The sequence below is a fragment of the Microbacterium sp. C448 genome, from assembly GCF_000582705.2.
Lineage (GTDB): Bacteria > Actinomycetota > Actinomycetes > Actinomycetales > Microbacteriaceae > Microbacterium > Microbacterium lacus_A.
This window is the reverse complement of sequence record NZ_HG779609.1, coordinates 12494-37875: the sequence shown is the minus strand read 5'-3', so window position 1 is coordinate 37875 and position 25382 is coordinate 12494. Positions and strand designations below refer to the sequence as shown.

22 protein-coding genes and 2 pseudogenes are annotated in these 25382 nt (G+C 67.7%); 10 read left to right on the top strand and 14 right to left on the bottom strand.

The genetic code is table 11. The features are described 5' to 3' along the window. The 3 genes and pseudogenes from MIC448_RS02560 to bcp all read left to right on the top strand — a co-directional run. Nucleotides 1–460, top strand: a pseudogene (locus MIC448_RS02560) (3-phosphoshikimate 1-carboxyvinyltransferase); the annotation flags it as partial. Nucleotides 461–474: 14 nt separating this feature from the next. Then, nucleotides 475–1572 (top strand): ribosome small subunit-dependent GTPase A, encoded by a 1098-nt coding sequence (gene rsgA / locus MIC448_RS02555; protein WP_036295600.1) that lies wholly within the window; start codon nucleotides 475–477, stop codon nucleotides 1570–1572. After that, entirely contained in the window at nucleotides 1569–2045 is a 477-nt protein-coding gene (gene bcp / locus MIC448_RS02550) for a thioredoxin-dependent thiol peroxidase (RefSeq protein ID WP_036295597.1), read from the top strand. Before rsgA ends, bcp begins: the two co-directional genes overlap by 4 nt. Before the next feature lie 30 nt (nucleotides 2046–2075). Here the strand turns inward: bcp and MIC448_RS02545 are convergent, their stop codons facing one another. After that, entirely contained in the window at nucleotides 2076–2501 is a 426-nt protein-coding gene (locus MIC448_RS02545) for a hypothetical protein (RefSeq protein ID WP_051513003.1), read from the bottom strand. Between the two features lie 257 nt (nucleotides 2502–2758). On the opposite strand from MIC448_RS02545, the gene MIC448_RS02540 reads away from it, so the two are divergent. Then, nucleotides 2759–3007: a WhiB family transcriptional regulator gene (locus tag MIC448_RS02540; RefSeq protein WP_036295594.1), complete on the top strand. Its 249-nt coding sequence runs from the start codon at nucleotides 2759–2761 to the stop codon at nucleotides 3005–3007. A 6-nt stretch (nucleotides 3008–3013) separates the two neighbouring features. On the opposite strand, the gene MIC448_RS02535 is transcribed toward MIC448_RS02540, so the two are convergent. From MIC448_RS02535 to MIC448_RS02525, 3 genes are read right to left on the bottom strand one after another with little or no spacing between them, the layout of a single operon-like run. Next, nucleotides 3014–4507 carry a sensor histidine kinase gene (locus MIC448_RS02535; RefSeq protein WP_036295592.1) on the bottom strand — a complete coding sequence of 498 codons (1494 nt, stop codon included), beginning with the start codon at nucleotides 4505–4507 and terminating at the stop codon, nucleotides 3014–3016. Nucleotides 4508–4516: 9 nt separating this feature from the next. Next, nucleotides 4517–5845, bottom strand: coding sequence for a hypothetical protein (locus tag MIC448_RS02530; protein ID WP_144237967.1), 1329 nt, complete (start codon nucleotides 5843–5845; stop codon nucleotides 4517–4519). Continuing rightward, a complete protein-coding gene (locus MIC448_RS02525) occupies nucleotides 5842–6468 on the bottom strand; it encodes an SAF domain-containing protein (RefSeq protein WP_036295589.1) in 627 nt (208 codons plus the stop codon). The genes MIC448_RS02530 and MIC448_RS02525 overlap by 4 nt, the downstream gene beginning before the upstream one ends. A 179-nt stretch (nucleotides 6469–6647) precedes the next feature. Here MIC448_RS02525 and MIC448_RS02520 point away from each other — a divergent pair, with 179 nt between their 5' ends. Next, complete coding sequence (locus MIC448_RS02520; protein WP_036295586.1) at nucleotides 6648–6926, top strand: helix-turn-helix domain-containing protein; 279 nt, start codon at nucleotides 6648–6650, stop codon at nucleotides 6924–6926. A 16-nt stretch (nucleotides 6927–6942) separates the two neighbouring features. Here the strand turns inward: MIC448_RS02520 and MIC448_RS02515 are convergent, their stop codons facing one another. Next, on the bottom strand, nucleotides 6943–7557 hold the full coding sequence (locus MIC448_RS02515) for a hypothetical protein (protein ID WP_036295584.1): 615 nt from the start codon (nucleotides 7555–7557) through the stop codon (nucleotides 6943–6945). A gap of 192 nt (nucleotides 7558–7749) precedes the next feature. Between MIC448_RS02515 and MIC448_RS02510 the strand changes: the two genes are divergently transcribed. Next, complete coding sequence (locus MIC448_RS02510; RefSeq protein WP_036295581.1) at nucleotides 7750–8160, top strand: Rv3235 family protein; 411 nt, start codon at nucleotides 7750–7752, stop codon at nucleotides 8158–8160. Next, a pseudogene (locus tag MIC448_RS02500) lies at nucleotides 8045–9703 on the top strand (MDR family MFS transporter). The gene MIC448_RS02510 and the pseudogene MIC448_RS02500 overlap by 116 nt, the downstream one beginning before the upstream one ends. Before the next feature lie 19 nt (nucleotides 9704–9722). On the opposite strand, the gene MIC448_RS02495 reads toward MIC448_RS02500, so the two are convergent. The 3 genes from MIC448_RS02495 to secA form a co-directional block, all read right to left on the bottom strand. After that, nucleotides 9723–10076 carry a hypothetical protein gene (locus MIC448_RS02495; protein WP_036295578.1) on the bottom strand — a complete coding sequence of 118 codons (354 nt, stop codon included), beginning with the start codon at nucleotides 10074–10076 and terminating at the stop codon, nucleotides 9723–9725. Nucleotides 10077–10142: 66 nt separating this feature from the next. Continuing rightward, nucleotides 10143–11369 (bottom strand): pyridoxal phosphate-dependent aminotransferase, encoded by a 1227-nt coding sequence (locus MIC448_RS02490; protein ID WP_036295575.1) that lies wholly within the window; start codon nucleotides 11367–11369, stop codon nucleotides 10143–10145. 171 nt (nucleotides 11370–11540) lie between these two features. Continuing rightward, a complete protein-coding gene (secA, locus tag MIC448_RS02485; protein WP_036295574.1) occupies nucleotides 11541–14363 on the bottom strand; it encodes a preprotein translocase subunit SecA in 2823 nt (940 codons plus the stop codon). 437 nt (nucleotides 14364–14800) lie between these two features. On the opposite strand from secA, the gene MIC448_RS02480 reads away from it, so the two are divergent. After that, nucleotides 14801–16336, top strand: a complete 1536-nt coding sequence (locus tag MIC448_RS02480) for a stealth family protein (RefSeq protein WP_232711638.1) — start codon at nucleotides 14801–14803, stop codon at nucleotides 16334–16336. Here MIC448_RS02480 and MIC448_RS02475 read toward each other — a convergent pair. Continuing rightward, the gene (locus MIC448_RS02475; protein WP_279380975.1) at nucleotides 16293–17282 is read right to left on the bottom strand and encodes a phosphodiesterase; all 990 of its coding nucleotides are present in this window, start codon (nucleotides 17280–17282) and stop codon (nucleotides 16293–16295) included. The genes MIC448_RS02480 and MIC448_RS02475 overlap by 44 nt on opposite strands. Nucleotides 17283–17385: 103 nt before the next feature. Next, nucleotides 17386–18123, bottom strand: a complete 738-nt coding sequence (locus MIC448_RS02470; protein ID WP_036295571.1) for a YqjF family protein — start codon at nucleotides 18121–18123, stop codon at nucleotides 17386–17388. A gap of 79 nt (nucleotides 18124–18202) precedes the next feature. Between MIC448_RS02470 and MIC448_RS02465 the strand changes: the two genes are divergently transcribed. Both MIC448_RS02465 and MIC448_RS02460 read left to right on the top strand, forming a co-directional pair. Further along, complete coding sequence (locus MIC448_RS02465) at nucleotides 18203–18844, top strand: PadR family transcriptional regulator (RefSeq protein WP_036295569.1); 642 nt, start codon at nucleotides 18203–18205, stop codon at nucleotides 18842–18844. A 41-nt stretch (nucleotides 18845–18885) separates the two neighbouring features. Then, nucleotides 18886–20199, top strand: a complete 1314-nt coding sequence (locus MIC448_RS02460; RefSeq protein ID WP_036295567.1) for a hypothetical protein — start codon at nucleotides 18886–18888, stop codon at nucleotides 20197–20199. A gap of 95 nt (nucleotides 20200–20294) precedes the next feature. Here MIC448_RS02460 and hpf read toward each other — a convergent pair whose 3' ends face one another. The 4 genes from hpf to mtrB form a co-directional block, all read right to left on the bottom strand. Then, nucleotides 20295–20960 carry a ribosome hibernation-promoting factor, HPF/YfiA family gene (gene hpf, locus MIC448_RS02455; protein WP_036295564.1) on the bottom strand — a complete coding sequence of 222 codons (666 nt, stop codon included), beginning with the start codon at nucleotides 20958–20960 and terminating at the stop codon, nucleotides 20295–20297. A gap of 72 nt (nucleotides 20961–21032) precedes the next feature. Beyond that, complete coding sequence (locus MIC448_RS02450; protein WP_051512993.1) at nucleotides 21033–21803, bottom strand: phosphoribosyltransferase family protein; 771 nt, start codon at nucleotides 21801–21803, stop codon at nucleotides 21033–21035. An 87-nt stretch (nucleotides 21804–21890) separates the two neighbouring features. After that, the gene (locus MIC448_RS02445) at nucleotides 21891–23579 is read right to left on the bottom strand and encodes an LpqB family beta-propeller domain-containing protein (protein ID WP_036295561.1); all 1689 of its coding nucleotides are present in this window, start codon (nucleotides 23577–23579) and stop codon (nucleotides 21891–21893) included. Further along, nucleotides 23576–25378 (bottom strand): MtrAB system histidine kinase MtrB, encoded by a 1803-nt coding sequence (mtrB, locus tag MIC448_RS02440; RefSeq protein WP_243419883.1) that lies wholly within the window; start codon nucleotides 25376–25378, stop codon nucleotides 23576–23578. Before mtrB ends, MIC448_RS02445 begins: the two co-directional genes overlap by 4 nt. Nucleotides 25379–25382 lie beyond the last annotated feature (4 nt).

Here is a 25382-nt window from a genome sequence, read left to right as displayed (position 1 = left end):
GGGGCCGCGCGTCGCCCGCCGCGGCGGTGCTTTCACCGTGACCCGCACAGCACCGCTCCGTGGTTTCGACGTCGATCTGTCCGCGGCCGGAGAGCTCGCCCCCACGATTGTGGGACTCGCGGCTCTCGCCGACGGCCCGTCGAACATCACGGGCATCGGACACATCCGTCTGCACGAAACCGACCGGATACGCGCTCTCGTCGATGGACTGAATGAGCTCGGCGGTGAGGCGAGTGAGTTGCCCGACGGCATCCGCGTCGTGCCGCGTCCGCTCCACGGCGGCCTGTGGAAGTCGCACCATGACCACCGGATGGCGACGACCGGCGCCCTGCTCGGTCTGAGCGTTCCGGGCATCAAGATCGACGACCTCAGCGTGACCGCCAAGACTTTGCCGCAGTTCGAACAGCTGTGGAACAGCATGCTCGCGGGCTCGTCCGCCACGCCCAGCGCGCCCGAGTAGACGATGCGTAAACGATGAGCGGCTCGGATCCGAACTGGTGGGATTACGACGACGCCGAGACGGACGAAACGGACGAGCTCGACGAATCCGACATCCGGATGCGTCCGAATCCCAAAGCGAATCGACCGCGCAGCAAGCGACGCCCCGCTCATACCGACGCGGAGATCGGTCGCGTGATCGGCGTGGACCGCGGCCGATACTCGGTTCTGATGCGCGAAGACGCCCCGGACGAGCACGAGGTTTCCGCCGTTCGGGCACGGGAGCTGCGCAAGCAGCCGATCGTCACGGGCGACCGGGCTCGGGTCGTCGGCGACACCTCCGGTGACGAGGGGACACTCGGCCGCATCGTCGGCATCGAGGAGCGGACGACCCTGCTGCGGCGGTCGGCGGATGACACCGACCAGGTCGAGCGCATCATCGTCGCGAATGCCGATCAGATGCTGATCGTCGTCGCGGCCGCGGATCCCGAACCCCGTACCCGCCTCGTCGATCGCTACCTGGTGGCGGCGTTCGACGCGGGCGTCCGCCCGATGCTGGTCGTCACGAAGACCGATCTCGCCGATCCCGCCGAATTCCTCTGCCACTTCGAGGGTCTCGACGTCGAGGTCTTCACCAGCGCACAGGGCGAGGTGCCGATCGAGCGCATCGGCGCGGCGCTCGTCGGACACTCGACCGTCTTCGTCGGTCATTCGGGGGTCGGCAAATCCACCCTCATCAACGCCCTCGTGCCGAGTGCGAAGCGCGCGACGGGGCACGTGAACGAGGTCACGGGGCGCGGGCGCCACACCTCATCGTCGACGGTCTCGCTGCGCTACGTCGGGGATGCCGGACGCGGATGGGTCATCGACACGCCGGGCGTCCGTTCCTTCGGCCTCGGCCACGTCGACCCGGCCAACATCCTGCGCTCGTTCACCGACCTCGACGAGATCGCGAAGGACTGCCCCCGCGGGTGCACGCACCTGCCGGATGCGCCGGACTGCGCGATCGCCGATGCTGTTGCCGAAGGACGTCTGGGGCCCCACGGCGCCGCACGGTTCGATTCCCTGCAGCGCCTGCTGTTGACCTTCGGAAAAGTGGCGGGACGCGAGCGGCACCCTACGCTGGACGAATGAGCACTGCACGCCTCGAGCCCGGTACGCCCGCCCCCGACTTCACCCTGCCCGACCAGGACGGCACCCCCGTTTCGCTTGCCTCGCTGCGCGGCAAGCGCGTCGTGCTGTTCTTCTATCCGCGCGCGATGACCCCCGGCTGCACGACCGAGGCGTGCGACTTCCGCGACAGCCTCGCCCCGCTGCACGCCGCGGGTTATGTCGTCCTCGGAATCTCGCGCGACGAACCCGCGACGCTCCGTGAGTTCCGCGAGCGCGACGGGCTGACCTACGACCTGCTGAGCGACCCCGATCACTCGGTCCACGACGCCTACGGCGCCTGGGGCGAGAAGCAGAACTACGGAAAGACGATCGAGGGCGTCATCCGCTCGACCTTCATCCTGGACGAGGACGGACGGGTCGACCAGGCCCTCTACAACGTCAAGGCGACGGGGCACGTCGCCCGCATCCGCAAGCTCGTCGGCATCGACGCCTGAGCGGCACGCGGGGGCTTTACGTCGGGTGATTTACGAGTCGGCGGGCTGCGCGTCCCGTCGACCCGCCGCGCGTGCGGCCGCGATCACCAGGATCAGCGTGATCACCGCGGGAACGGCAAGCGCGAGCGCCACGAGCGGGTGAGCGTAGGCACCGGTGGCGGCGCCGAGCGCCACCGCGAGGATCAGCAGCTGCGCGACGATAGCGCCCGAGCGGCCCCATCCGCGATCGCGCAGGATCGCGATCGCGAAGGCGAAGAGGGCAACCGCGGCGATGACGGTCATCAGGATCAACGCCCAGGCGGTGCCCAGATCCGTCGTGTCTCCCGCGATCAATGACGGCATCATCCATCCCGCGAGCGCGGCTACGGCGATTCCCTCGAGCCCGACGAGGATCGCGGCGGCCCACGTTGTGGCATTCGCTTCGATCGGCTGCGGCGCGGTGGCTTCTGGTTGCATTTCCCTACCTCACCGCTCCCTGTGCGCCCGATCTATTGTGAAGAACCACCAAGCCACTGGGCCGATGCTCAGCATCCTGCACAGAATTCACGCACTCGACCCTTGATCGGACCGAAGCCGTGTGGGACGATGGTGAAAGCCATGTGCTCCCACAGCGCCGTGGGGCGAGCATTCTGCTCGCACCTACCAGGGTAACGGACCCGAAACCGATCTCTGAGCACTCGCTCACAACCCACCACGCAACAAGGAGCATCTGCATGGACTGGCGCGACAAGGCCGCATGCCTCACGGTCGATCCCGAACTGTTTTTCCCGGTTGGCAACACCGGGCCGGCGGTCGACCAGATCGAGAAGGCGAAGGCCGTTTGCGCCCGCTGCACCGTGACGGAAATCTGTCTGCAGTACGCCCTCGAGTCGGGTCAGGACTCCGGCGTCTGGGGCGGCCTGTCCGAAGACGAGCGACGCGCACTCAAGCGTCGCGCCGCGCGCGCCCGCCGCGCCTCGTAACCCGGCTCAGCCCCTCGGCCTGTCGATCCACCGCAGCGGAATGTCGATCGTGACTTCCGTTCCGCTGCCCATGATCGTGTGCCAGTCGATCGTGCCTCCCAGCTCACCCTGGATCAGCGTGCGAACGATCTGCGTGCCGAGCCCGCGCCCGACCTGACCCTCGGCCAGGCCGACGCCGGTGTCTCGAACGCTCACCTTGAGTCGCGACGACGACCGCTTCGCCTCGATCTCGACCTTGCCTTCGCGACCGGCAAGGCCGTGCTCGACGGCGTTCGTGACGAGCTCGGTGAGCGCGAGCGCGAGGGGCGTGGCGTACGCGCTCGGCAGCTTGCCGAACGTCCCCGTCGAGCGTGTCTGAGCGCGCGTACCCGCGCCCGCGGCCACCTCGGCGACCAGCTTGAGCACGCGGTCGAACACCTCGTCGAAGTCGACGGTCTGCGTCAAACCCTCCGAAAGCGTGTCATGCACGACAGCGATCGCCGACACACGACGCATCGCCTGGACGAGAGCCTCGCGCGCTTCTTCGGAGTGGGTGCGGCGGGACTGGATGCGCAAGAGGGATGCCACGGTCTGCAGGTTGTTCTTCACCCGGTGATGGATCTCGCGGATCGTCGCGTCCTTGGTAATGAGTTCCTGCTCCTGGTGGCGCAGCTCCGTGACATCGCGGCAGAGGACGATGGCGCCCGAGCGCTCACCGTTCTCGCGGAGCGGGATCGCGCGAAGCGACACCGTCACTCCGCGCGCCTCGATGTCGGCCCGCCAGGGCGCACGACCCGTCACGACGAGCGGCAGTGATTCGTCGATCGTCTCCTTCGCGGGAAGGATGCGGGTCGTCACCTCGCTGAGCGACTCACCTTCGAGCTCGTCGTCGAATCCGAGACGCCCCCACGCGGAGAGGGCATTCGGGCTGGCAAAAGTTGTGGTGCCGTCGACATCCAGACGGATGAGTCCGTCGGATGCGCGGGGCGCACCCCGCCGCGGCCCGGTCGGGGCCGACAGGTCGGGGAAGTCTCCGCGCGCGATCATGCCGAACAGATCGTCGGCGCAGTCGTTGAAGGTGATCTGCTGTCGGCTGGGCGTGCGGGCCTCGCCGAGGTTCGTGTGTCGTGTCAGAACCCCCAGGACCACCGCCGGGTGGCCCTCGCGTAGCGGGCCACGAACGATCGGCACCGCCCGCACCCGGGTCGGCGTCTCTTCGAACCAGTCGGGCGAGGCCGAGTCGATGATGCGGACACCGTGCGCCGCATCCTGCACCTGGGTTCGCCACTGCGGACGCACCTGGTCACCGACGATATCGCGGTAGAAAAGCGTGGCCGCTCCTGATGGACGGGTGTGAGCAACGGCAATGAACGAGTCATCGCTGGTCGGCACCCAGAACACGATGTCGGCGAAGGCGAGGTCCGCGAGCAGCTGCCCGTCACCCGCGAGGCGATGCAGCCATTCGATGTCATCGGCGCTCGAACGGCCCTGGGCGGAGACGAGTTCACTGAGGGTCGGCACCGATCCAGCCTATGCCGTGAGCCGCTTATCCCACCCCTTGCCCCGGCCGTGAGAGACGCGGGAGAACACCGATGGCCGTCGCGCCGCATGCCCTTCGTTCCCGCCGCCGATCGTCGCATCGTGCGCCGCACTGTGGCGGTCATCGTGCCTCAGAACCGGCATCAACACGTCGCCCGTGAACCGGCGCATCGCGCCCACCAGAGCAGATCGGGGCGCGACGGCCACGATGGGCTGAGCCTGCAGCACGGCGGCGTCCGCCGCGCGCTGATCCTCCGGCAAGAACGCCACGTCGCGGATGCCCGCGAACCGATCGAGCGTCCGCCGGATCTGGCCACGGGCGTCGAGACCGAGACCGCCCGGCCGCAGCCGATTTGCGAGGACGAGCACCGGTGTTGATCCCGCGATCGCGCGTAGCTCGGCGTATCCCCGCACGAAGCGGGCGACACCGACGGGGTCGGCCGTGCAGACCGCCACGATGACGTCCCCGGAGCGCAGCGCAGCGATCGTCGCGGCATTGCGGCGCGGACCCTCGAGATCGTGCATGAGCTCTTCGTCCTGTTCGACTGGCGCCGCCACATCGACGACCGTGTATGGCGCCCAGCGCCGTGCGGCCTCCAGCGCGATCGTGACGCGATCTGCCGCGAGTTCCGGCCATCGGCCCCGGCGGTTGATTCCGCACAGCACATCGACGCCGGCGCCCGCCACCCGAACCGGTGCGCTGATGCGGGCGAGCTCCCGCTCATCGAGCGTGCCGAGGCCCGCCTGGCGACAGGCCGAGGGAAAGCCTGGGCCCTCGTCGGCGAGGCCCAGTGCCAGCGCGAGCGACGGAGCGTGCGAGTCTGCGTCGATGAGTGCTGTCCCCGCTCCCCCGCGGGCCAGCTCGAACGCGAGCATACTGGCGACGGTCGAGCGGCCCGGCGCCCCCTCGGGGCCCCAGACCACAACGACACGTCCCGCCGCGGCACTCGGGATGAGGTCATCCTCTCGAACCACGCCCCGAACGGCGGCCGCGATCTCTTCTGCCCGTGGCGCCACGAGGGAGGCGGCTAAGCCGAACGCCGCGGCGACCCGCTCGCCGTCGGCGTCGCCCGCGAGCGTCACGATTCGGATCCCTCGCCGATCGCATACCGACACCAGATGGGAGCCGAGAGTGCGGCGGTCAGCCGCCAGAACGAGTACGTCGACTCCCTCGAGTACCTCGAGAGCGCTCACGAGATGTGGGTCCTCAAGCACGACCGGATCGATCACCGTTTCGATGCGAACACCCGTTCGCTCGAGTTCCACCGCGAGTCGCTCACCACGGTGACCCGCGACGGCCAGCACCACCCGCGGACTCATGCGCCGCCCGCCGCCGGGACGATCGACAGCGCGGCCGAAGCCGCGACAGCCTGCAGCACAGCCGCGACATCCGATCGCGGTACGACGAGTTCGAGCGACGAGCCACGGGCCCCCAGCAGGCTGTCGGCCTCTTCGACCGCGGCGACCGTCGCGTCGGCGACGAGGATGGCGGGGGTGCCGAACACGCCCTGTTCCAGAACCGGCGACGCCCACAGTTCAACGATGCTCCCGGCGACAACGTCCGACGGCACTGCCGTCGTCGTTTGGACCACGACCGTCGTCACCCGCGCGCGCACCCCGTCTTCGAGCGCGCTGACGGGCACGAGCTCACCTTCGGTGACGGTACGTGTTGCGAGGGAACCGGGGACCAGGGCATCCGGGCTGAGGTAAACACCCTCGGCAGCCCCGAGCGACGCCTCGACGACCCGCAGATCGGCGGCCGTCACTTCGTCTCCGGGCACGATCGTGCGCGCCGCCGCGAATACGGGAACCGTCTGCCGCGCGACCGTGACCGTGGCCCACACACCGGCGACCGAGGCGACGATGAGCCCCAGGCCGACGAAGAATCGCACGTCGTTCCAGAATGCGCGCGGGCGCCGCGGTGGGCCCTCGAGAGCGGTCATATCGATCCCCCATGGTGTTGCTGCGTGTGGCGGCGAGTCGCCGCGGCCTGTGGCTGTGCGTCGATGTCTGGACGCCGATCGGCGCTCCGCACCATCGTCGCCGATCCCTCTCCAACGCCCCCGTGGTTATCCACAGGATGCCGCGCCCGACGCCGCGTCGGGGGGTCCATAATGGGGTCATGTCCGAGAGCTCCCCCAGCCCTCGCTACCTGGCTCCGTCGCAGGTGGCTGAGCTGTTGAGCATCTCGGTCGACGAGGTCATGGATCTCGTGCACGAGGGTCGCCTACGCGGAGCCCGACTGGGCTCCCCCGCCAAGTGGCGTATCGATGAGCAGAGCCTGCGCGGCTACATCGACGATCAGGTCGAAGAGGCCCGCCAGATGCATCTGTGGCAGCAGTCGCAGGCGGCAAGCTTCCCCGAAGTATGGGGTTCGGGGAACGCGACCCGGCCCGAGTAGACCGTTCCCGGGCTGCTCACAAGAGCGCCGGCGACTCGCCCCGCTCGAGCGAGAGCCACGCGATGGCGTCGAACGGTACGAGCCGGAACGCATGCACCTCTCCCGTCCGACGTGCGGCGCCCGCGTCGTGCACGGCGAGATCGAGATGATCAAGACCCACGCGGTCGATCGTCCCGGACTCCGCTCCGCCCCACAGTCCGTGCGCCCGCACCGGCACACGGCGTCGCGCGAGGTCGCGCAAGACGAACCCCAGCGTCAGCCTGTCCGCAAGCCCGGCATTCACCCGCTGCGCGTCCGGACGGGCGGCGCGCATGAGCGCGACCTCCGACGTCGTGAGCGATGCGACGGCGGCCGTGCGCACCAGCGCGAGCCCACCGGTGGGCGTTTCGAGGCGGAGTGCCGCGAAGTCCGTACCGACCGCCTCGACCGAGCCGCGCAGAACGGAGCTGTCGGCGAGCGCAACGGAGACCGTCTCGCTGACGGCGGCACCGGCGAATGCGACCAAACGGTCATGCAGACGGACACGCGAAAGGCGCAGACGTTCGCTCTCGCTGTCGAGTGCGGCGCGCTCGCTTTCCCACTCCGCGGCGAGCTGCCCCTCGAGGTCTTCGAATAGCCGCTCCCAGCGCACAACAGGACCCTAGGTGAAAAGTTTCGGATTGATCACGAGTTATCCACAGAGGGCAAATCCCCAGCTTGGGCTGGGCTTTGCTGTGGTCTACTGCAATCTCAGCCCGGTCAGCGAGAGATGGGGGTCTCCATGAGCACACCAGCCGGCAATGCCCAACAAGGCATGGCCCGACAAGGCGTGGCCCGACAAGGCGTGGCTTCACGTCGTGTGCGGTCGGTGGATGCGGACGAATTCTTCTCACCGCAGCGCACACCCTCCTCCGCTCTGCCCGATCCCGAACCGCTGATCACCAACCTCGCTCGCGGCGTCATGGAAGTTTTCGCCGGCGTGCGAGAAGTCGACCAGCTCGCGCGGTGGTTCGCCGAGGATGCCTACCGTCGACTCCTCACCCGCAGCAATCTGGCGGCCCGTGCGCGCAACGCGCGCGGTGTGCGGGCGATTCGGCCGGTCTTCGACATCCTGAGCGTTCGACACATGTCCCCCGCGGATGGCGTCGTCGAGTCCGTCGTCATCCTCGCGGGACCTCACCGCACGCGGGCCATCGCGCTGCGGCTCGAGGGAACCGACGGGCGCTGGCGCGCGACATCGCTGGCACTGCTGTAGCCGACGGCACGAAAAATCCCAGGTCAGCCTGGACCATGAGCGCACGCGGTACTGCCATGATGACACCGTGACCGTTACCCCGAACGTTTCCCCCACACCCGAGAAGATCTCTCCCGCGAATCGCATCGTCCTCGCGCTGCTGCTCGTCAGCGCCTTCGTCGTCATGCTCAATGAGACGATCGTCGGCGTCGCCCTGCCGACGATCATGAAGGACCTCGGGGTTGACCCCGTGACCGGCCAGTTCCTGGTCACGGCGTACATGCTCACGATGGCGGTCGTGATCCCGCTGACCGGGTTCCTCATGAAGCGCTTCACCACGCGACAGGTGTTTCTGGGTGCCATCTCGCTGTTCGTCGCGGGTACCGCGGTCGGTGCGATAGCGACTCTGCTGCCGTAGAGCATCCAGTTCGGCGTACTGCTGATTGCACGCATCCTTCAGGCAGCGGGTACGGGCGTCATGACGCCCCTCCTCATGACAACGATCATGACGGTCGTTCCTGCATCGCGGCGCGGAGTGATGATGGGCTTGATCGGCGTCGTCATCTCCGTCGCCCCGGTCCTGGGTCCGCTGGTCGGTGGCGTGATCGTCACCTTCCTGCCCTGGTCGGCCCTGTTCCTCACCATCCTTCCGCTCGGGATCGTCTCGCTCGTGCTGGGTATGCGTTACATGGTCAACATCACCCCGACCGCGAAAGTACCGGTCGACATCGTCTCGGTGATCCTGTCGATCTTCGCTTTCGGAGGCATCATCTACGGCCTCGCGAGCTTCGGCGACCGGGTGAGCGATGCCGGTGGACTCCCGCCGTGGGTTCCGCTCGCGATCGGTCTCGTCGCTCTCGTCGTATTTGTTCTTCGGCAACTGCGCCTTCAGCGCACCGACTCCGCCCTGATCGATCTGCGCATCTTCACGTCGAGCACCTTCACCTGGGCACTCGTCACGATGGTCGTGATGAACGCGATTCTCTTCGGGTCCCTCACCCTGCTCCCCTTCTACATCCAGGAAGGGCTCGGCGCAGACCCGTTGCAGTCCGGAATGATCGTCATGCCCGGCGGTCTGCTCATGGGCATCGCGGGCCCATTCGTCGGCGGCCTGTACGACAAGATCGGTCCCCGCCCCCTGATCATCCCGGGTGCGTTCATCACGACGTTCGCGCTGACCCTCATGGCGATACTCTTCACGCCGAATGCGTCTCTGGGGACCGTGGCCGTTCTGTACCTCGTGCTGTGTTCCGGTTTGGCGCTGTTGTTCTCCCCATTGTTCACGGTCGCGATGGCCGGTGTGCGTCCGAAGTACTACACCTACGCGAGCGCCGGGATCGGCACGGCGCAGCAGATCGCCGGCGCGCTCGGCACATCGGTGTTCATGGTGATCTATGCCATGGGACGCGGCACGACCGCTACTCCCGAGTCTGTTGCGGATGGCACACACGGTGCACTCGTGGTCGCGGCGGTCGCCTCGGTGGCGATCGTCGTGTTCGTCTTCTTTGTCAAGAAGCCTGCGCTCCAAGAAGAGCCGGCGGAGTTGGAGCCCGCTCGGGTGTGAGCGGGCGACATCCGACTCGCTAGCCCTCCGTCGCGTCGATCAGGTCGAGGAGTTTCTTCAGCTCGTTCTCGATCTCGGTGTGGTCGTACTGACCGGCGCGGGATTCGCCCGAGATGACGCCCGAGCGATGCACACGGCGGAAGTCTCCGTAGGGGAAGCTGTACGCCTGCTTGGTTTCGGGGTTCGCGCTCCTGTCGATGCCGAGGTGCCAGTGGGAGAACGCGGTCCACCCCGCACTCTCGATGAACGCGTTCTCGTCTTCGGCGTTCGGCGCCGCCTCCGACCAGTCGTCGCGTTCGTCCCGCACGACCTTGCCCTCGCGCACGAGCGAACGCGCCTGCCGAAGCGCCGGTTGGTTCAAATCGATAGCCATGCCCGGCACGCTAGGACGGGCTTCGTCCGGCGCACAGGGCCTTGACGAATCCGTTCTGCGTGCTAGTTACTGCCGGTACGAGGATAGGAAGTTACCGAGACGCTCGATCGCATCCGCGAGGACCCGAGATTCGGGCAGGGTGACGACCCGCAGGTGGTCGGGCGTCGGCCAGTTGAAGCCCGTGCCCTGCACGAGCAGAACACGCTCGGCCACCAGGAAGTCGTAGACGAACTTCGCATCGTCACGGATCTCGTGGACCTCGGGGTCGAGTCGCGGAAAGGCATACAGCGCACCCCGGGGGCGCACACACGACACGCCGGGGATGGACTCGAGCCCCTCCCACGCGACATCCCGCTGTTCGTGCAGCCTGCCCGACGGAGCGATGAGCGCGTCGATCGACTGCACGCCCGACAACGCCGCCTGCACCGCATGCTGCGCGGGCACGTTCGGGCACAGACGGGTCGAGGCGAGCAGGTTGATCCCCTCGAGGAAGCCGGCGGCGTGCGCCTTCGGCCCGGTGATGACCATCCAACCCGAGCGGTAGCCCGCGACCCGGTACGTCTTGGACAGACCGTTGAAGGTCAGGCAGAGCAGGTCGGGCGCGATCGATGCCATCGGGATGTGCTTCGCGTCATCAAAAAGGATGCGGTCGTAGATCTCATCCGCCAACAGCAGCAGCGAATGCTCGCGGGCGATCTCGGCGATGCCCTCCAGAATCTCGCGGGTGTACACAGCGCCCGTGGGGTTGTTCGGGTTGATCACGACGATCGCCTTCGTCTGCGGCGTGATCTTCGAGCGGATGTCTTCGAGGTCCGGCTGCCATTCGGCGTTCTCATCGCAGAGATAGTGAACGGGCGTGCCCCCCGACAGGCTCGTCATCGCCGTCCAGAGCGGGTAGTCGGGCGCCGGGATCAGCACTTCGTCACCCTCGTCGAGGAGCGCCTGCATCGTCATGGTGATGAGTTCGGAGACCCCGTTGCCGAGGAATACGTCATCGGGGTCGATACGGGGAAAGCCGGGCTCTTCTTCATAGCGGTACACGACCGCCTGGCGAGCCGACAGGATGCCTCGGCTCTCGCTGTACCCGTGCGCGGTCGGCATGGCCGCGATCATGTCGCGGACGATCTGGTACGGAGCTTCGAAACCGAACGTCGCAGGATTCCCCGTGTTGAGCTTGAGGACCGTCTGTCCCTCGGCCTCGAGCCGGGCGGCCTCGACGAGGGCGTTGCCGCGGATCTCGTAGAGGACGTTCTTCAGCTTCGAGGACTGATCAAGGGGGCGGAGGGTGCTCATCGGCTCAGGATATCCCCGTGCCGAGCGTGCCACCGGACACCCCGTGGCCTGGTCGCTCGGCGCGAGAATGCCCGTTCCCGGCGCGAGGGTGCCCGTTCTCGACGACAACGTGCACCCTCGCGAGCGAAGCGGGCACCCTCGGGCGCGAAACGGGCCCCCTCGCGGGTGGGGCTACTTGCGCTTCGAGGCCGCGCGGCGGTCGGCGCGGTTGACCGGAGCCTGCGTGGGTGCCGCGGCCGGGGCATCCGTCCGCTGTCCGAACGCCCCACGGGCGGCGGGTGCCGCCTCCGGTTCCGGACGCGCACCCTGCGCGACCCGCTGCGCCGTCTCGCGCTGCAGCTTCGCCGTCGCGGCCTGCTGAACCTGGCCGCGCTCGTTGCGAACCTCGACCTCACCGGCGTCGTTCGGTGCGGAGTACTCGAGCTTCTGCTCGGGCGGTGCGTCCAGACCCTTGGCCGCGACCTCGGGGTGAGCCTCGGCGCCCTCGCCCGCGCTGCGGACCTCGACCTCGAGGTTGTACAGGTACCCGACGGTCTCTTCCTTGATCTGTCCCATCATCGCCTGGAACATCTGGAAGCCCTCGCGCTGGTACTCGATCAGCGGATCGCGCTGGGCCATCGCGCGCAGGCCGATGCCGTCCTTGAGGTAGTCCATCTCGTAGAGGTGGTCGCGCCAGCGGCGGTCGAGCACCTGCAGCACGACGCGTCGCTCAAGCTCGCGCATCGCCTCGGAACCGAGCTTCTCTTCGCGGTTCTGGTACGCGATGAGGGCGTCCGAGAGCATCTCGCGTTTGAGGACTTCGGGCGTGATCCGCCCCTTCGTGCCGGCCTCGGCGACGACCTCGTCGATCGTCACGCCGACGGGGTACAGGGTCTTGAGCTCGGTCCACAGTGCGTCGAAGTCCCAGCCCTCGCTGTGCCCGCTGCCCGTGTGCTCGTCGATGACCGCGGCGATCGCATCTTCGATGAAGTGCCGGACACGGCCGGCGATGTCGTCGCCCTCGAGAATGTGCCGGCGGTCGGCGTAGATCGCCTCACGCTGACGGTTCAGGACATCGTCGTACTTCAGGACGTTCTTGCGGGTCTCGGCGTTGCGGGACTCGACCTGCGACTGCGCGCTCTTGATGGCACGGCTCACCATCGACGACTCGATCGCGACGTCGTCCGGGAAGTTCGCCCGGCTGAGGATGGCCTCGGCGGCACCGGACTGGAAGAGACGCATCAGGTCATCCGTCAGAGACAGGTAGAACCGGCTCTCGCCCGGGTCTCCCTGACGGCCGGAGCGTCCGCGCAGCTGGTTGTCGATGCGTCGGGATTCATGGCGCTCCGTGCCGAGGACGTAAAGCCCTCCGACGTTCACGACCTTCTCGGCCTCGTCGTTGACGCGCGCGCGGACAGCGTCGTAAACGCTCTCCCACTCGGCCTCGTACTCTTCGGGAGTTTCGACCGGGTCGAGTCCCTTGGCCTTCATCTCTTGCACCGCAAGGAACTCGGCGTTGCCGCCCAGCATGATGTCCGTTCCACGACCGGCCATGTTCGTGGCGACGGTGACGGCTCCGGGGAGCCCCGCGCGGGCGACGATCTCGGCCTCGCGCGCGTGGTTCTTGGCGTTCAGGACCTCGTGCTTGATGCCCTTCTTGGCCAGCAGGCGTGAGAGGTACTCGCTCTTCTCGACGCTGACGGTTCCGACCAACACGGGCTGACCTGTCTCGTTGCGTCGCGCGATGTCCTCGACGACCTGCGCGAATTTGGCCTGCTCGTTCTTGTAGACGAGATCGGACTGGTCCTTGCGGACCATCGGCTTGTTCGTCGGGATCGGGACGACGCCGAGCTTGTAGGTCGACATGAACTCGGCCGCCTCGGTCTCGGCCGTACCCGTCATGCCGGCGAGCTTGTCGTAGAGACGGAAGTAGTTCTGCAGGGTGACGGTCGCGAGAGTCTGGTTCTCGGCCTTGACCGGCACACCCTCCTTCGCCTCGATCGCCTGATGGATGCCCTCGTTGTACCGACGACCGGCCAGGATGCGTCCGGTGTGCTCGTCGACGATCATGACCTCGTCGTTGATGACGACGTAGTCGGTGTCGCGCTTGAACAGCGCGAGAGCCTTGATCGAGTTGTTCAGGAACGAGATGAGCGGGGTGTTGGCCGACTCGTACAGGTTGTCGATGCCGAGATAGTCCTCGACCTTCTCGATACCGGGCTCGAGCACACCGATGGTGCGCTTCTTCTCGTCGACCTCGTAGTCGACGTCGACCTCGAGGGTGCGTGCGATCTTGGCGAACTCGGTGAACCAGCGGTTGGCCTCGCCCGAAGACGGACCCGAGATGATGAGCGGCGTGCGGGCCTCGTCGATGAGGATCGAGTCGACCTCGTCGACGACCGCGAAGAAGTGACCACGCTGCACGAGGTCCTCCTGACGCCAGGCCATGTTGTCGCGGAGGTAATCGAAGCCGAACTCGTTGTTCGTGCCATAAGTGATGTCGCACAGGTACTGCTCACGCCGCTGTGCCGGGGTCTGACCCGACACGATCACTCCGGTGGTCATCCCGAGCGCGCGGAAGACACGGCCCATGAGCTCGGACTGGTAGGTCGCGAGGAAGTCGTTGACCGTGACGACGTGGACGCCCTCACCCGCGATCGCATTCAGGTAGGCGGGCAGCGTTGCGACGAGCGTCTTTCCCTCACCGGTGCGCATCTCGGCGATGTTCCCCAGGTGAAGTGCGGCGCCGCCCATCAGCTGAACGTCGTACGGACGCTGGCCGAGCGTGCGCTTGGCCGCTTCGCGGACGGCGGCGAACGCCTCCGGGAGCAGTTGATCGAGCGTTTCGCCCGCCGCGTAACGCGCGCGGAGCTCGGTGGTCTCGCCGCGGAGCTCATCGTCGCTCAGCTGCGAGTAGTCCTCCTCAAGGGCGTTGACGGCCTTGACGACCTGCTGCAGCCGCTTGAGGATGCGACCCTCGCCGGCGCGAAGCAGTTTCTCGAGAGGGTTTGCCACGGCAGGATCTCCATCCGATCGGATGCCGCGCGGTCGGATGCCACGCGACAGGCATACGGTTTCATGTTACCGGTCCGTGACCTGGAATCCCCTGGGTGGTCGCTCACGAACATCCCGTCGCTGTCAAGGGGCGCACCCCGCAACACGCCGGACACAAATGCTGACTTACACTGCGGAGAGGGGCTCGCATCGCCGGATCCGACGATCGTCCCCGACGACGATAAGGCAGCGATCGACCGCGGCGAGGACGCCCGCGGGTCGCATGACAGAGAAACAGGTGATCGATGACGCGACGTGTCGTTTCAGAACGCGGGACCCCTCCCATGCGACGTGGCACATCGGGGCGGAGCGCGCTCGCCGGCCAGGCCCATACGAGGGAGTCCACTCTGGCACACGGCGCCGCTTCCGATGCACCCACCGCGGGCTGGGCCCCTGTCTTGGAACGAGACGATGTGGTGCTCGTCGGCGGTGTTCCCCACCTGGTGGCGGAGGTCACGCCGCAACAGGCCGAAACCGACGATCTGCTGCGGCTTGCCGCCCTCCTCGAGGCCGCCGACATCGAACCGATTCTGCTGCGCCGCGCCAGCGGGCGGCCGGCTCTCGCCGTCGACGCCGGGGCGCGCAAGCGAGCGATCGCAGCACTCCGGGCGGATGCCGCATCCGAGCCGTGGGTCGTCGGCCGCGCCGGTCGTGCTCGCGTCTTCGGCGCGGGATCGAACAACCCGTTCGGGCGCGACGAGAGCGCCACCGTCTACCGCCCGCGGGTCAGCCCGAGCGGCACCTTGCGCCTCGGCGCCAGTCACGGCATCCGTTTGGAATTCTGGCGTTGGGACGGAGACGTCGTCACCGCCCCCCACGCGAACGCCCTTACGCGCCGCGTGATTGCCACGGACGACCTGAACTTCACAACGATCGACCTGCACGGAAAGCAGTGGCGAACGCTGGACGGCATGTTCTCCCCCGGCCCCTCCGAGTTCACCCACGACGTCGACATCGTCTTCTCCTGGGTCGACGGCTCCTCGAGCGACTTCCAGCGCGAGCGCGCCCGGCGGATGAGTCGCTATGTCGTCGGCGATGGCGACGAGCATTCGGCTCGCTTCCGTCATCTCGACGAGATCCGCTACGCCCTGCGTTCCGTGAACCAGTACGCACCGTGGATCCGGCGCATCTTCATCGCGACCGATAGCCCGGCCCCCTGGTGGCTCACCGAGCACCCGAAGGTCACGATCGTGCGGAGCGAGGAGTTCTTCGCCGACCAGGCTTCGCTCCCCACGCACAACTCGCACGCGGTCGAGGCGCAGCTGCACCGTATCGAGGGTCTCGCCGAGCACTTCCTGTACGCCAACGACGACATGTTCTTCGGGCGCCCCGTGCGCCCCGAGCTGTTCTTCACGGCGGCGGGGATCTCACGCTTCGTCGAGTCGAATGTGCGCATCGGGATCGGCGCGACCGATCATCAGCGCAGTGGCCACGACAACGCCGCCCGCATCAACCGCGCCCTGCTCGAAGAGCGTTTCGGTCGCGTCATCGCGCGAGACCTCGAGCACTGCGCCGCGCCGCTGCGCCGCAGTGTCATGTACGAACTCGAAGAGGCCTTTCCCGAGGACTTCGCTCGGACGGCGGCCGCGACGTTCCGATCGGCGACCGACATCTCGGTCACGAATTCGCTTTACCACTACTACGCGCTCATGACGGGGCGTGCCGTCACGACGCGCGAGCCGCGAACTCGCTACATCCAGACGACGCTGCAGCCCGGCATCCGTCAGATGGAGCGGCTGCTCGCGCGGCGCGATGTCGACATGTTCTGCCTGAACGATGGCAGCCGTCCCGAGGTGCCCGAGGCGCTCAGGGAGCGTGTCTTGCGGGACACGCTCGAGGGTTACTTCCCGATCCGGGCGCCGTGGGAAGTCACCGCATCGGGAGAGCCTGTCAGCGGACGATCGGAAGAGGCGTCGTCGGCGGTTGGTTCGTAACGACCCGACCCGAGTCGTGGAGTCGCTCGGCGCGGAGGGCGCGCGTCGCGGAGTCTGGGATGACGATGCCTGCCGCGGCGATCCGTCGGGCGCTCTCAGCGGGATCGACGTAGCCGAGGGCGACGGTGTCACCGACGGAGACGACCGAGTGCACGACGGTTTCGTCGAAGACATGCACCAGGTTGTAGGCCTGCGCGGCGTCCTGAGGGCGCGTCCCCCCGACCGCCACGCCGAGATCCTGCGTGTAGCAGGTGGCGGATGCGACCGAAACGGGGATACCCGCGAACGTCGCGGCCGTCGAGTAGTGCAGGTGCCCGGCCAGGATCGTGCGAACATCGCTGCCGCGCAAGACGGAAGCGAGTCGTGATTGGTCGCGCAACTCGACCGTGACAGCCAGGTCGAGAACGCTCGGCACGGGCGGGTGGTGCATCGCCAGGATCGTGCCGTGCGCGGCGGGGATCGCGAGTTCGACCTCGAGCCACTCGAGCTGAGCGTCCGTGATCTCGCCGTGGTGGTGCCCGGGGACCGAGGTGTCCAGCGCGATGACCCGCAGGCCATCGATGTCGTAGACGGCGTCGAGCGGAGCCGAGGCATCCGCTGTGTCGTCGGGGAGCAGACCCGCGCGAAACGAGGCACGGTCGTCGTGGTTACCCATGACCCAGATCACCGGGGCGCCGAGGCGTTCGGCCCACGGGTCGACAAGGGCGCGGAGTGTCGCGTACGCCTCGGGCTCGCCGTGGTCGGCGAGGTCGCCCGTGAAGATGATCGCGTCCGGCGTCGTTCCGGACTCGGCGATCTGCGCGAGCGCGCGGCCCAGGCGGGCGGAGGCATCGATCGAACCGTAGAGGGGGTCATCCCCCGCCCTCAGGTGCGTGTCGCTGAGGTGCAGCAGTTGATGACTCGGACGGGCGTACTCGGCGATGCGCACGCCGTTTGCGGTGATCACCCACGAAATGTTACTGGCATGTTTCGAATACCTGGGTGCGAAACGGTGAACGATGTCTGTTCGTGACGTGGATTCCGGATGAATCGGATGCCTCAAGGGCGGTTCAGGAGCGGCGGACGATCCCCCCGCGTGCGAAGCTCGCCGTCACGCCGGGGCTGAACAGAACCGAATCCGGCGGACGATCGCTGACTCCGGGCAGGCCCGCCGCCGCACACAGTTCGTCGTACAGCCCGGTGACGCGCGCGGGATGCAGAATCCAGGGCTCGTGCGTGTTCGGCAGCCACCGGGTTCGACCGAACCGGCTTTGGTAGAGCCCCCATCGAGCCGTCAGAAACCGCGAGAGCTCATCATCGACGGTGGTGTCGCTGTCCACGTCGACCGCGAGCCTGAACCTCGCGCCCGAGGCGGAGGGGACAGCGACACGGCGCGACGCGTACTCCCAGCCGTCTGCATGTGGGCGCTGAGCCGTGCGCGCCCACACGTACGGCAGAGAGAACAGCGCCCGTGCCGCCAGCACCGCGGGCAGGCTCGACGCTTCGAGCGAGCGGAAGACCACCCCGCGACGGCCGTCGCGGTCGACGCCATAAAGACGAACGTTGACCTCGGTGAACGACCCCAGGCGATGCAGAGGCGGAAAGGGGCCGATACGCGCGTCGCCGAGCTCGAACGCGATCAACCCGACCCAGGACGAACCACCCTCGACATCCGGAGCGATCCCGGGCGGCAGGAGCGGCGCGACAACCGCGGGATCGACCCGCCAGTGGACGAAGGCGACGTTCCGCCACTCCTGAGCGGCGACGATGCGGCCTGTCAGCGCGGGGGCGACGCGAGAGTGGTCCATGTCGGCCTTCCGAATAACCCTGCTCGATATTCATATACTCGGTTATGTATACCGAGAATGCCGTTCGTCTGGAGATGTCATGTCCGTCCGACAGAGCTTGCTGGCGATCCTGGACCAGGGCCCATGCTACGGCTACCAACTCCGGTCCGAATTCGATCGGAGGACGGGCTCAAGCTGGCCGGTCAACGTCGGCCAGATCTACACAACACTGGATCGACTCGAGCGTGATGGCTTGGTTGCACAAGGAGATACCGACGAGCACGGTCACGTCTATTACGAGATCACGGACACCGGTCGGGCGGAAGTACGAGAGTGGCTCCGCTCCCCCGTCACGCGCGTGAGAGGAACCCGCGACGAACTGCCACTGAAGCTCGCTCTTGCCGCGACACTTCCGGGCGTCGACGTGGCCGCCATCGTCGAGGCGCAACGACGGTCATCACTCGCGGGACTGGAAATGCTGCGGGAGGCGCGGCGCGCGGACGATGTTGTGTCCGTCCGCGGCGAGGAACTCGCGCGGCAACTCGTCCTCGATGCCCAGGTGTTTCAGGCGGAGGCGGAGGTGCTCTGGCTCGACCATGTCGGGAGCCGACTCGCACAGCACCCCCCGATGGAGGCGGCGCTGCCGCTGGTCGCCGACCGTCCGCGACGAGGGCGCCCGCCACGAACGGCTCCGCCCGCGGCAGCGTCGAGCGTTCTCGCAGGGCGCACTCCGATCGTCTGAACCACGGAGGGGCACAGGCGAACCCGGCTTAGGATCGGAACATGGCCGGATTCTGGGGCAAACGCAAGCGTGAAGAGCAGTCCGCACTTGATGCGCAGGACGCCGAACTGGCGCGCCGCGCGGGTCGGGCGCTGGTCGAGGCCGACGAGCGCATCCGGGTCACCGCCGATGAACTCGATTTCGCCAACGCTGAGCTCGGCGAAGGTGCGACCAAGGATCTGCGTGAGGCGCTCGACGCCGTCCGTCACCACCTTGCCGAGGCCTTCCACCTCAACCAGCTGAACCACGACGAGATCCCGGACACCCCGCAGGAACTGCGCGAGCGGAACGCGCGCATAGCGCAGCTCTGCGAGTGGGCCGAGAACCTGCTCGACGAGAAGACGCAGACCCTCGCCGAGAAGATCGCCAAGGTTCGCCGAGCGCCACAGATCCTCGCTCAGGTCCGCTCCGACGCCGAGCGCCTGCGGGAGCGCCTGCCCCAGGCTCGCACGACCGTCGCGCGGCTGTCCGAACGCTACGCCCCCTCGGCGTTGCAGCAGATCGACCGGGCGCCGGACGAGGCCGAACAACTGCTGTCGTTCGCGCTGCACAGCGCGGACATCTCGGAGCGGCGACGCGAAGCATCCCGCCGCGAAGAGGCCATGCTCGCGCTCGAGACCGCAACCGAGGCCGTCCGTCGTGCCGGGACGCTCCTCGATGGCATCGACGACTTCGAGATCGAGGCGCTGCGCGCCGAATCGACGCTCGCGGATGTCATCGCCGACTCGCGCGGCGACGTGATCGCGGCACGGGATGCTCCGGCCACACCCCAGGTGACGGCCGCGCTCACCGCGCTGCAGTCCGCACTCTCGGCGCTTCCCCCGGCCAGCGAGAAGGCCGACCCGTTCGCTCAGCTCTCGCATCTGCGAGAGGCGAACACGGCGCTGGACGTCGCGGTCGACAAGGCACGCGAGCGCGCTGCGAAGCCGCTGCCGACTCCCGCCCAGATCCGGCACGCCACCGATGACGCCGACCGTCAGATCGCCGTCGCTCGCAATGTGATCGCCGGCCACCGCGGGTGGATCGGTGCCGACGCTCGGACGCGTCTCGCCGAAGCCGAACGCACGCGCGCTGACATGGCCGCGCTTCCCGGCGACGAGGATTCGCGCGAGGAGGCCTTCCAGCTCGCGCGACGCGCGGCCCACCTCGCGAGCGAGGCACTCCAGCTCGCTCAGCGCGACATCGACTCGTCACGCCCCCCGCAGGACGATGGTTGGGGTGGTGGCGGACGGCGCGGCGGCCAGGGCGGCGACGGCATGGGCGGCCTGTTCGGCGGTCTCGTCATCGGCAGCCTGCTCGGCGGCATGTTCGACTGATCCGCTCACCGCCCACGAAACGACGCAACATGCCGTGCGGCGCTCGGGCTGCACGGCATGTTGCGTCGTTTCGATGAAGCGGAAGCCTCTGGATGCTACGAGGCGAGCGCCTCCGCCGGCGGCGCCGACTGCGTGCCGAGCGAGATCACGCCGTAGTCCCAGCCCTTGCGGCGATACACGACGCTGGGCTTGTCGGTGCGGGCATCGATGAACAAGAAGAAGTCGTGCCCGACGAGCTCCATCCGATCGACGGCCTCTTCCACCGCCATCCATTCGGCGTCGAAGCTCTTCACCCGAATGACGACGGGTGTGTAGTCGGGCTCATCCTCGTTTCCCGTGATGAGCGGGATCTCACCCGTCGCGACGGCGTGGATCATGTCGGCGGATGCCGGCTGCACGTCGATGCCGGTGATCTCACCGCTGCCCTTCTCGAAGTGAGCGCCGTGCGGGTGCTTCCGCGCGTCCACGCGCTTGCCCTTGGCCCGACGCAGCTGTTCGCACATCTTGTCGACTGCGAGGTCGAGGGCGGCGAACTTGTCCGCGTCCGTGGCTTCGGCCCGGACGATCGGGCCCTTGCCGATCAATGTCAGCTCGACCGTGTCGTCTTCCATGCGCCCGCCCTTGTAGGAACGGTGCGTGACCTTCACCTCGAGCCGCTGTGCTCGAGGGACGAGGTGTTCGATGCGGGTCGCTTTCTCCTCGACCACTGATCGGAATCGATCCGTGACGCTCACTCCAACGCCGACGATGCCTGTTTCCATCTTTGACCTCCTTGCTCGGGACGATCCGCCCGTACAAGAGCGGATCGTGCGCTCGCCTTGGTCCATCCCACGCTAGCCCTGTGGGCCGGGGGTGTCACCTGCGAGTTTCGGATGCATCACCCGTGCGTCCTCGCAGCGGCATGTCCTCGCAGCGGCGTGTCCTCTCAGGGGCGTCGCCGCGATCGTGGCGGCGCCCACGACGACGGCGCCCGCTGCCCGCAGGGCCCGAGCTGCCTCGATGAGTGTCGCCCCCGTCGTCACGACGTCGTCGACGATCACGACCCGAAGTCCATCCGCCCGCAATCCGCCTGTTTCGTGTGCGAGCATTCCTCCGCGCAAATTCTCGAGACGCTCGATCCGGCCGAGCCCGCGCTGGTCAGCCGCCGTACGCTGCAGCCGGAGCAGTCGTTGCGGTTTCACCCCGGCGCGCTGCGTAACAAGGTCGACGACCCGGAATCCGCGGGCACGCAGACTCTTCGTGCTGGACGGGATCGGCACCGCGACGAGCGACGCAGGCGCAGCACCCGTCGAACGGGCGACCTGCCGAAGGGCAGCCGCAAGCGCCGGCGCGAGGTGCCGCGCGAGACGCGGTCGGGCATCGCGTTTCACCGCCCGCAGGATGGACGCCGCCGGCCCCGCGAACGGCACACCCGCCCAGACCTCGAGATCGTCACCGGGAATCACGATGCGCGCGGGGACCGGTGCCAGCGCCCGGAGGCACGCAGCACAGATCGAGGCGCCGGGCTCGAGACATCCGGCGCAGCGTTCGGGGAGCACGATCGCCGCGGCATCCGCAACCGCACGACGCCCCAGCCGCCATGCCTCGCGAATAGTCGATTCCATCGGTCCAGCGTGGGTGCCGCAGAGCACGGCCGCGCAGCTTGCGCGGGGATCCACGCTCACGCCGGCACACCGCGCGGCTGGGGAGGATCAGTTCGCGCCGAGTTGCGATGCGAGCACCAACACGTCGTCCGCCGCGCGTTGCCACGTGGTGCCGCGTCGCACATACAGGGCGCCCTCCACGGTGAGCAGTCGCGCGGACGAGGCGGTCGGGCCCGCCGCGAGCGACACGGCCGAACCAGTCGGACCGCCGCTCGAGGTGCTCATGCCGCCGACCACCTGCTCTGTGACGATCATGCCGTCGGTTCCCTCCGACAGGATCCCGAGGGTCCGGTCGTCGAGCCAGGCGATATCGGCTCCGACCCCGTCCAGGCGCAGAAGGCGTTCGGGCGTGCCCAGAGCAACCGGCTCGCCATCGGCGTTGCGCTCAATGCCGGCGACCACCACCCAGTCGCGGCCGGAATCGGTCACGACGGCGGCGATCCGGGTGCCGTCTCGCGAAACCTGCATCGCGGCGATCTGCGTCGCACCCGGCCAAGCGTTGGCGACCGAGAGGTTCTCGCCCTCGACCGTCGAAACGCCGAGAGCGGAGGGCTGCGATTCGGGAACGGACCAGATCGCATTGTCGGGATCGATCGCCGGATCGATCAGACCGGCGCGATCGTCGGCTGTCGAGACCTCGTTACCCTCGACCCTTGCGACACCCCCGGCCGCGAGGAGCAGGGCGGCGACTCTGCTGCCGCGTCCCACCGCGATCGATTCCGCATCGAGCTCGGATATTCGCGCGCTCAGGCCGGGGAGGGTCGTCAGGTCGTCTTCACCGAGGTATCCGAAGCTCTCGGCGGTCTGCACAAGCGGACGCGCGTCGACGGCCGTACTGAGCGTCTGCGCGGGTTCCACCGCCAGCTCTGTGCCGTCCACAAGCAGTTCGACGCCCGCCACCCCAGTGCCCTGCAGGCTCGCCTGAAGTTGGCGCAGCAACCGACCGAGCGTGACGGGGTCGGCATCCAGCGCCGCCGCTCCCAGCTCGACCTGGGCGATGCCCTGAACGACGGGCACAGCGGATCTTTCAAGCACCACGCCGTCGGGAACGGCGGAGACGACCGCGCCGCTCAGCCACGGGCTCGGGGTGCCGCCGATGATCGCCTCCGTGATGCGGGTGGTCACGTTCTGCCGCGTCGGGAACCAGCGCACGTCCGGAACGAGAAACTCCCACCCGGGGTCGAAGAACATCACGCCGTACGCGGTGAACACCACGCGGAAGTCCTGCTCGTTCAGCACGATCCCATCGGGCGCAACGCTGATGCGCCACTCACCGTCGTCCTGCTGTTCGAGTTCGTAGTCGAGGGTGGCAGTACCGGCCTCGGTCGCGTGGAACGCCCCCGTCTCGTCCACGTCACCCGTCTGGGCGATGGTCATCTGCACGGTGCCGGTGTCGGTGTCGGTGTCGGTGTCGGTGTCGACCGCGGCGATGCTGCGTGAACCCGGGCGGTCGATCGTGACGCCGGTGTCGGGGCGCCAGGTGACGTCGGGGGCGAGGAAGAGTCGCGCGATCTCCCAGCTGCCCGCCGGGCTCGTGGCGGCCGCGACGAATCCTTCGACGATCTGCTCCGGGGTGGCTCCGGGCTGCGGTCGGTTGGGCAGAAACGAGAAATCGGGGACGTCCGGTGCTTCGCCGAGCGCGAGTCCGGGGTTGACGGACCCGGCCGTCGGCAGACCTGCGCAGCCCGCCAGAACCAGCATCAACGCCGCCAATGCGCCGACGATCCGGGCCCTCATGACACTCCCCCGGACCGCGCCGAATCGCTCGATGCGTCGGCCGTGAGCTCCGCGGACAACACGGCCGCGTCACCCAGTACGCCGATTGGCTGCGTCAGGCCCAGGGCATCGAGCGCGTCCGTCTCGGCGTCGGGCTCGGTGCGCAGGGGCGGTGCTTCGATCGTCCCGCCGGGCTGCCGAGGCAAGGTCAGCACGAAATTCGAGCCCCCACCGGGCTCGCTCCAGACCGCGAGCGTGCCGCCGTGCAGACGGGCGTCTCCGAGGGCGATCGAGAGCCCGAGGCCCGTGCCGCCGATCGAGCGTTTGCGGGACGGGTCCGCCCGCCAGAAGCGGTCGAAGACCCGCTCGGCATCCGCCGGCTTCATGCCCATCCCGAAGTCGCGAACGCCGATCGCGACGGCGGTCGAATTGCTGTCCACGCTGACCACGATCGGCCGCCCCTCACCGTGCTCGATCGCGTTACCGAGGAGGTTGCGGACGATACGTCGCACGCGACGGGCATCCATGTCGACCGGGGAATATCCACCGGGTGCCACCAGCCGTACGTCGGAGCCGTGCTTCTCTGCCAGCTGTGCCATCTCGGCGATGATGTCTTCGGCCAGATGCGCCAAGCTCGTCGCCTCCCACTCGAGTTGGACCGATCCCGCGTCGTACCGGCTGATCTCGAGCAGATCACCGAGCATCGTCTCGAAACGTTGCACCTGAGCATGCAGCAGTTCGGCCGCGCGGGACGCCGCCGGATCGAAGGTCTCGCGACGATCGTTCAGGATGTCCGCGGCCAGTCGGATCGTCGTCAACGGGGTGCGCAACTCGTGCGAGACATCCGAAACGAACCTCTGCTGCACCAGAGAGAGGTCGGCGAGTTCGAGAATCTGGGCCTGGATACTGTCCGCCATCGCATTGAACGACCGACCGAGCGTTGCTAACTCGTCCTCACCGCGGACGGGCAAACGCACCTGCAACTCGCCCGCGGCGAGTCGCTCGCTCGTCTCGGCTGCCTCGGCGATCGGCGTCGCGACCGCGCGCAGCACGAACCACGAGATCGCACCGATCAGAACGATGAGCGTGATCCCGACGATCCACAGCGTGCTTTGGACGAAGCCGAGGGTTTGCGAAGCCGCGGAGAGGTCATACGCGAGGTACAGCTCGTACGCGCCGACCTCGGGCACGAGCAGCTGCTGACCGACGACGATTCCCGGAACCGTTTGGCCCGAGTCATCCTCGAGCGTTACCGATTGCCACCACTGCGACGTCGGCTGTGCCTGCACGCGCTCGCGGAGGCCCTCCGACACGATCTCTTCGTCGAAGCCGCCGGCGGTGAAATCCTGTGGCGCGATCGATGACGGAGCCGAATCGACGCGGAAGACCGCGATCCGGTCGCTCGAGGATTGGCGCGCGATGTCGTCGCCCACACCCCTCATCAGGTTCTGCAGGCGCACGCGGTCGCCCTGAACCTCGCCCGCATCGAGCGTCGCCTGCGCCGCGACGGTGGCACGGCGGGAGTCGTCGAGCACCTCGTTGCGGCGCGACTGGAAGAGATCGTTCTGAATCGCCAGAGCCATCCACACGCAGGCGATCAGGATCGCCAGCGCTGTCAGGGCGAGGGTGATCAGAACGGTCCGGAAGCGGAGCGAGCGACGCCACAGACGCGAGGTGCCCTCGACCCAGGTCGACGGATGCCGCCACGCGAAAGAAACGAATGTCCGTGTGGCCTGCGGGACGGTACCCGTCGCTGCCGTGTTCGTTGCTGCCGCGTTCCTCGCTGCGGTCGCGTTGGACGCGGTCGATGACGGCGTCACGGGA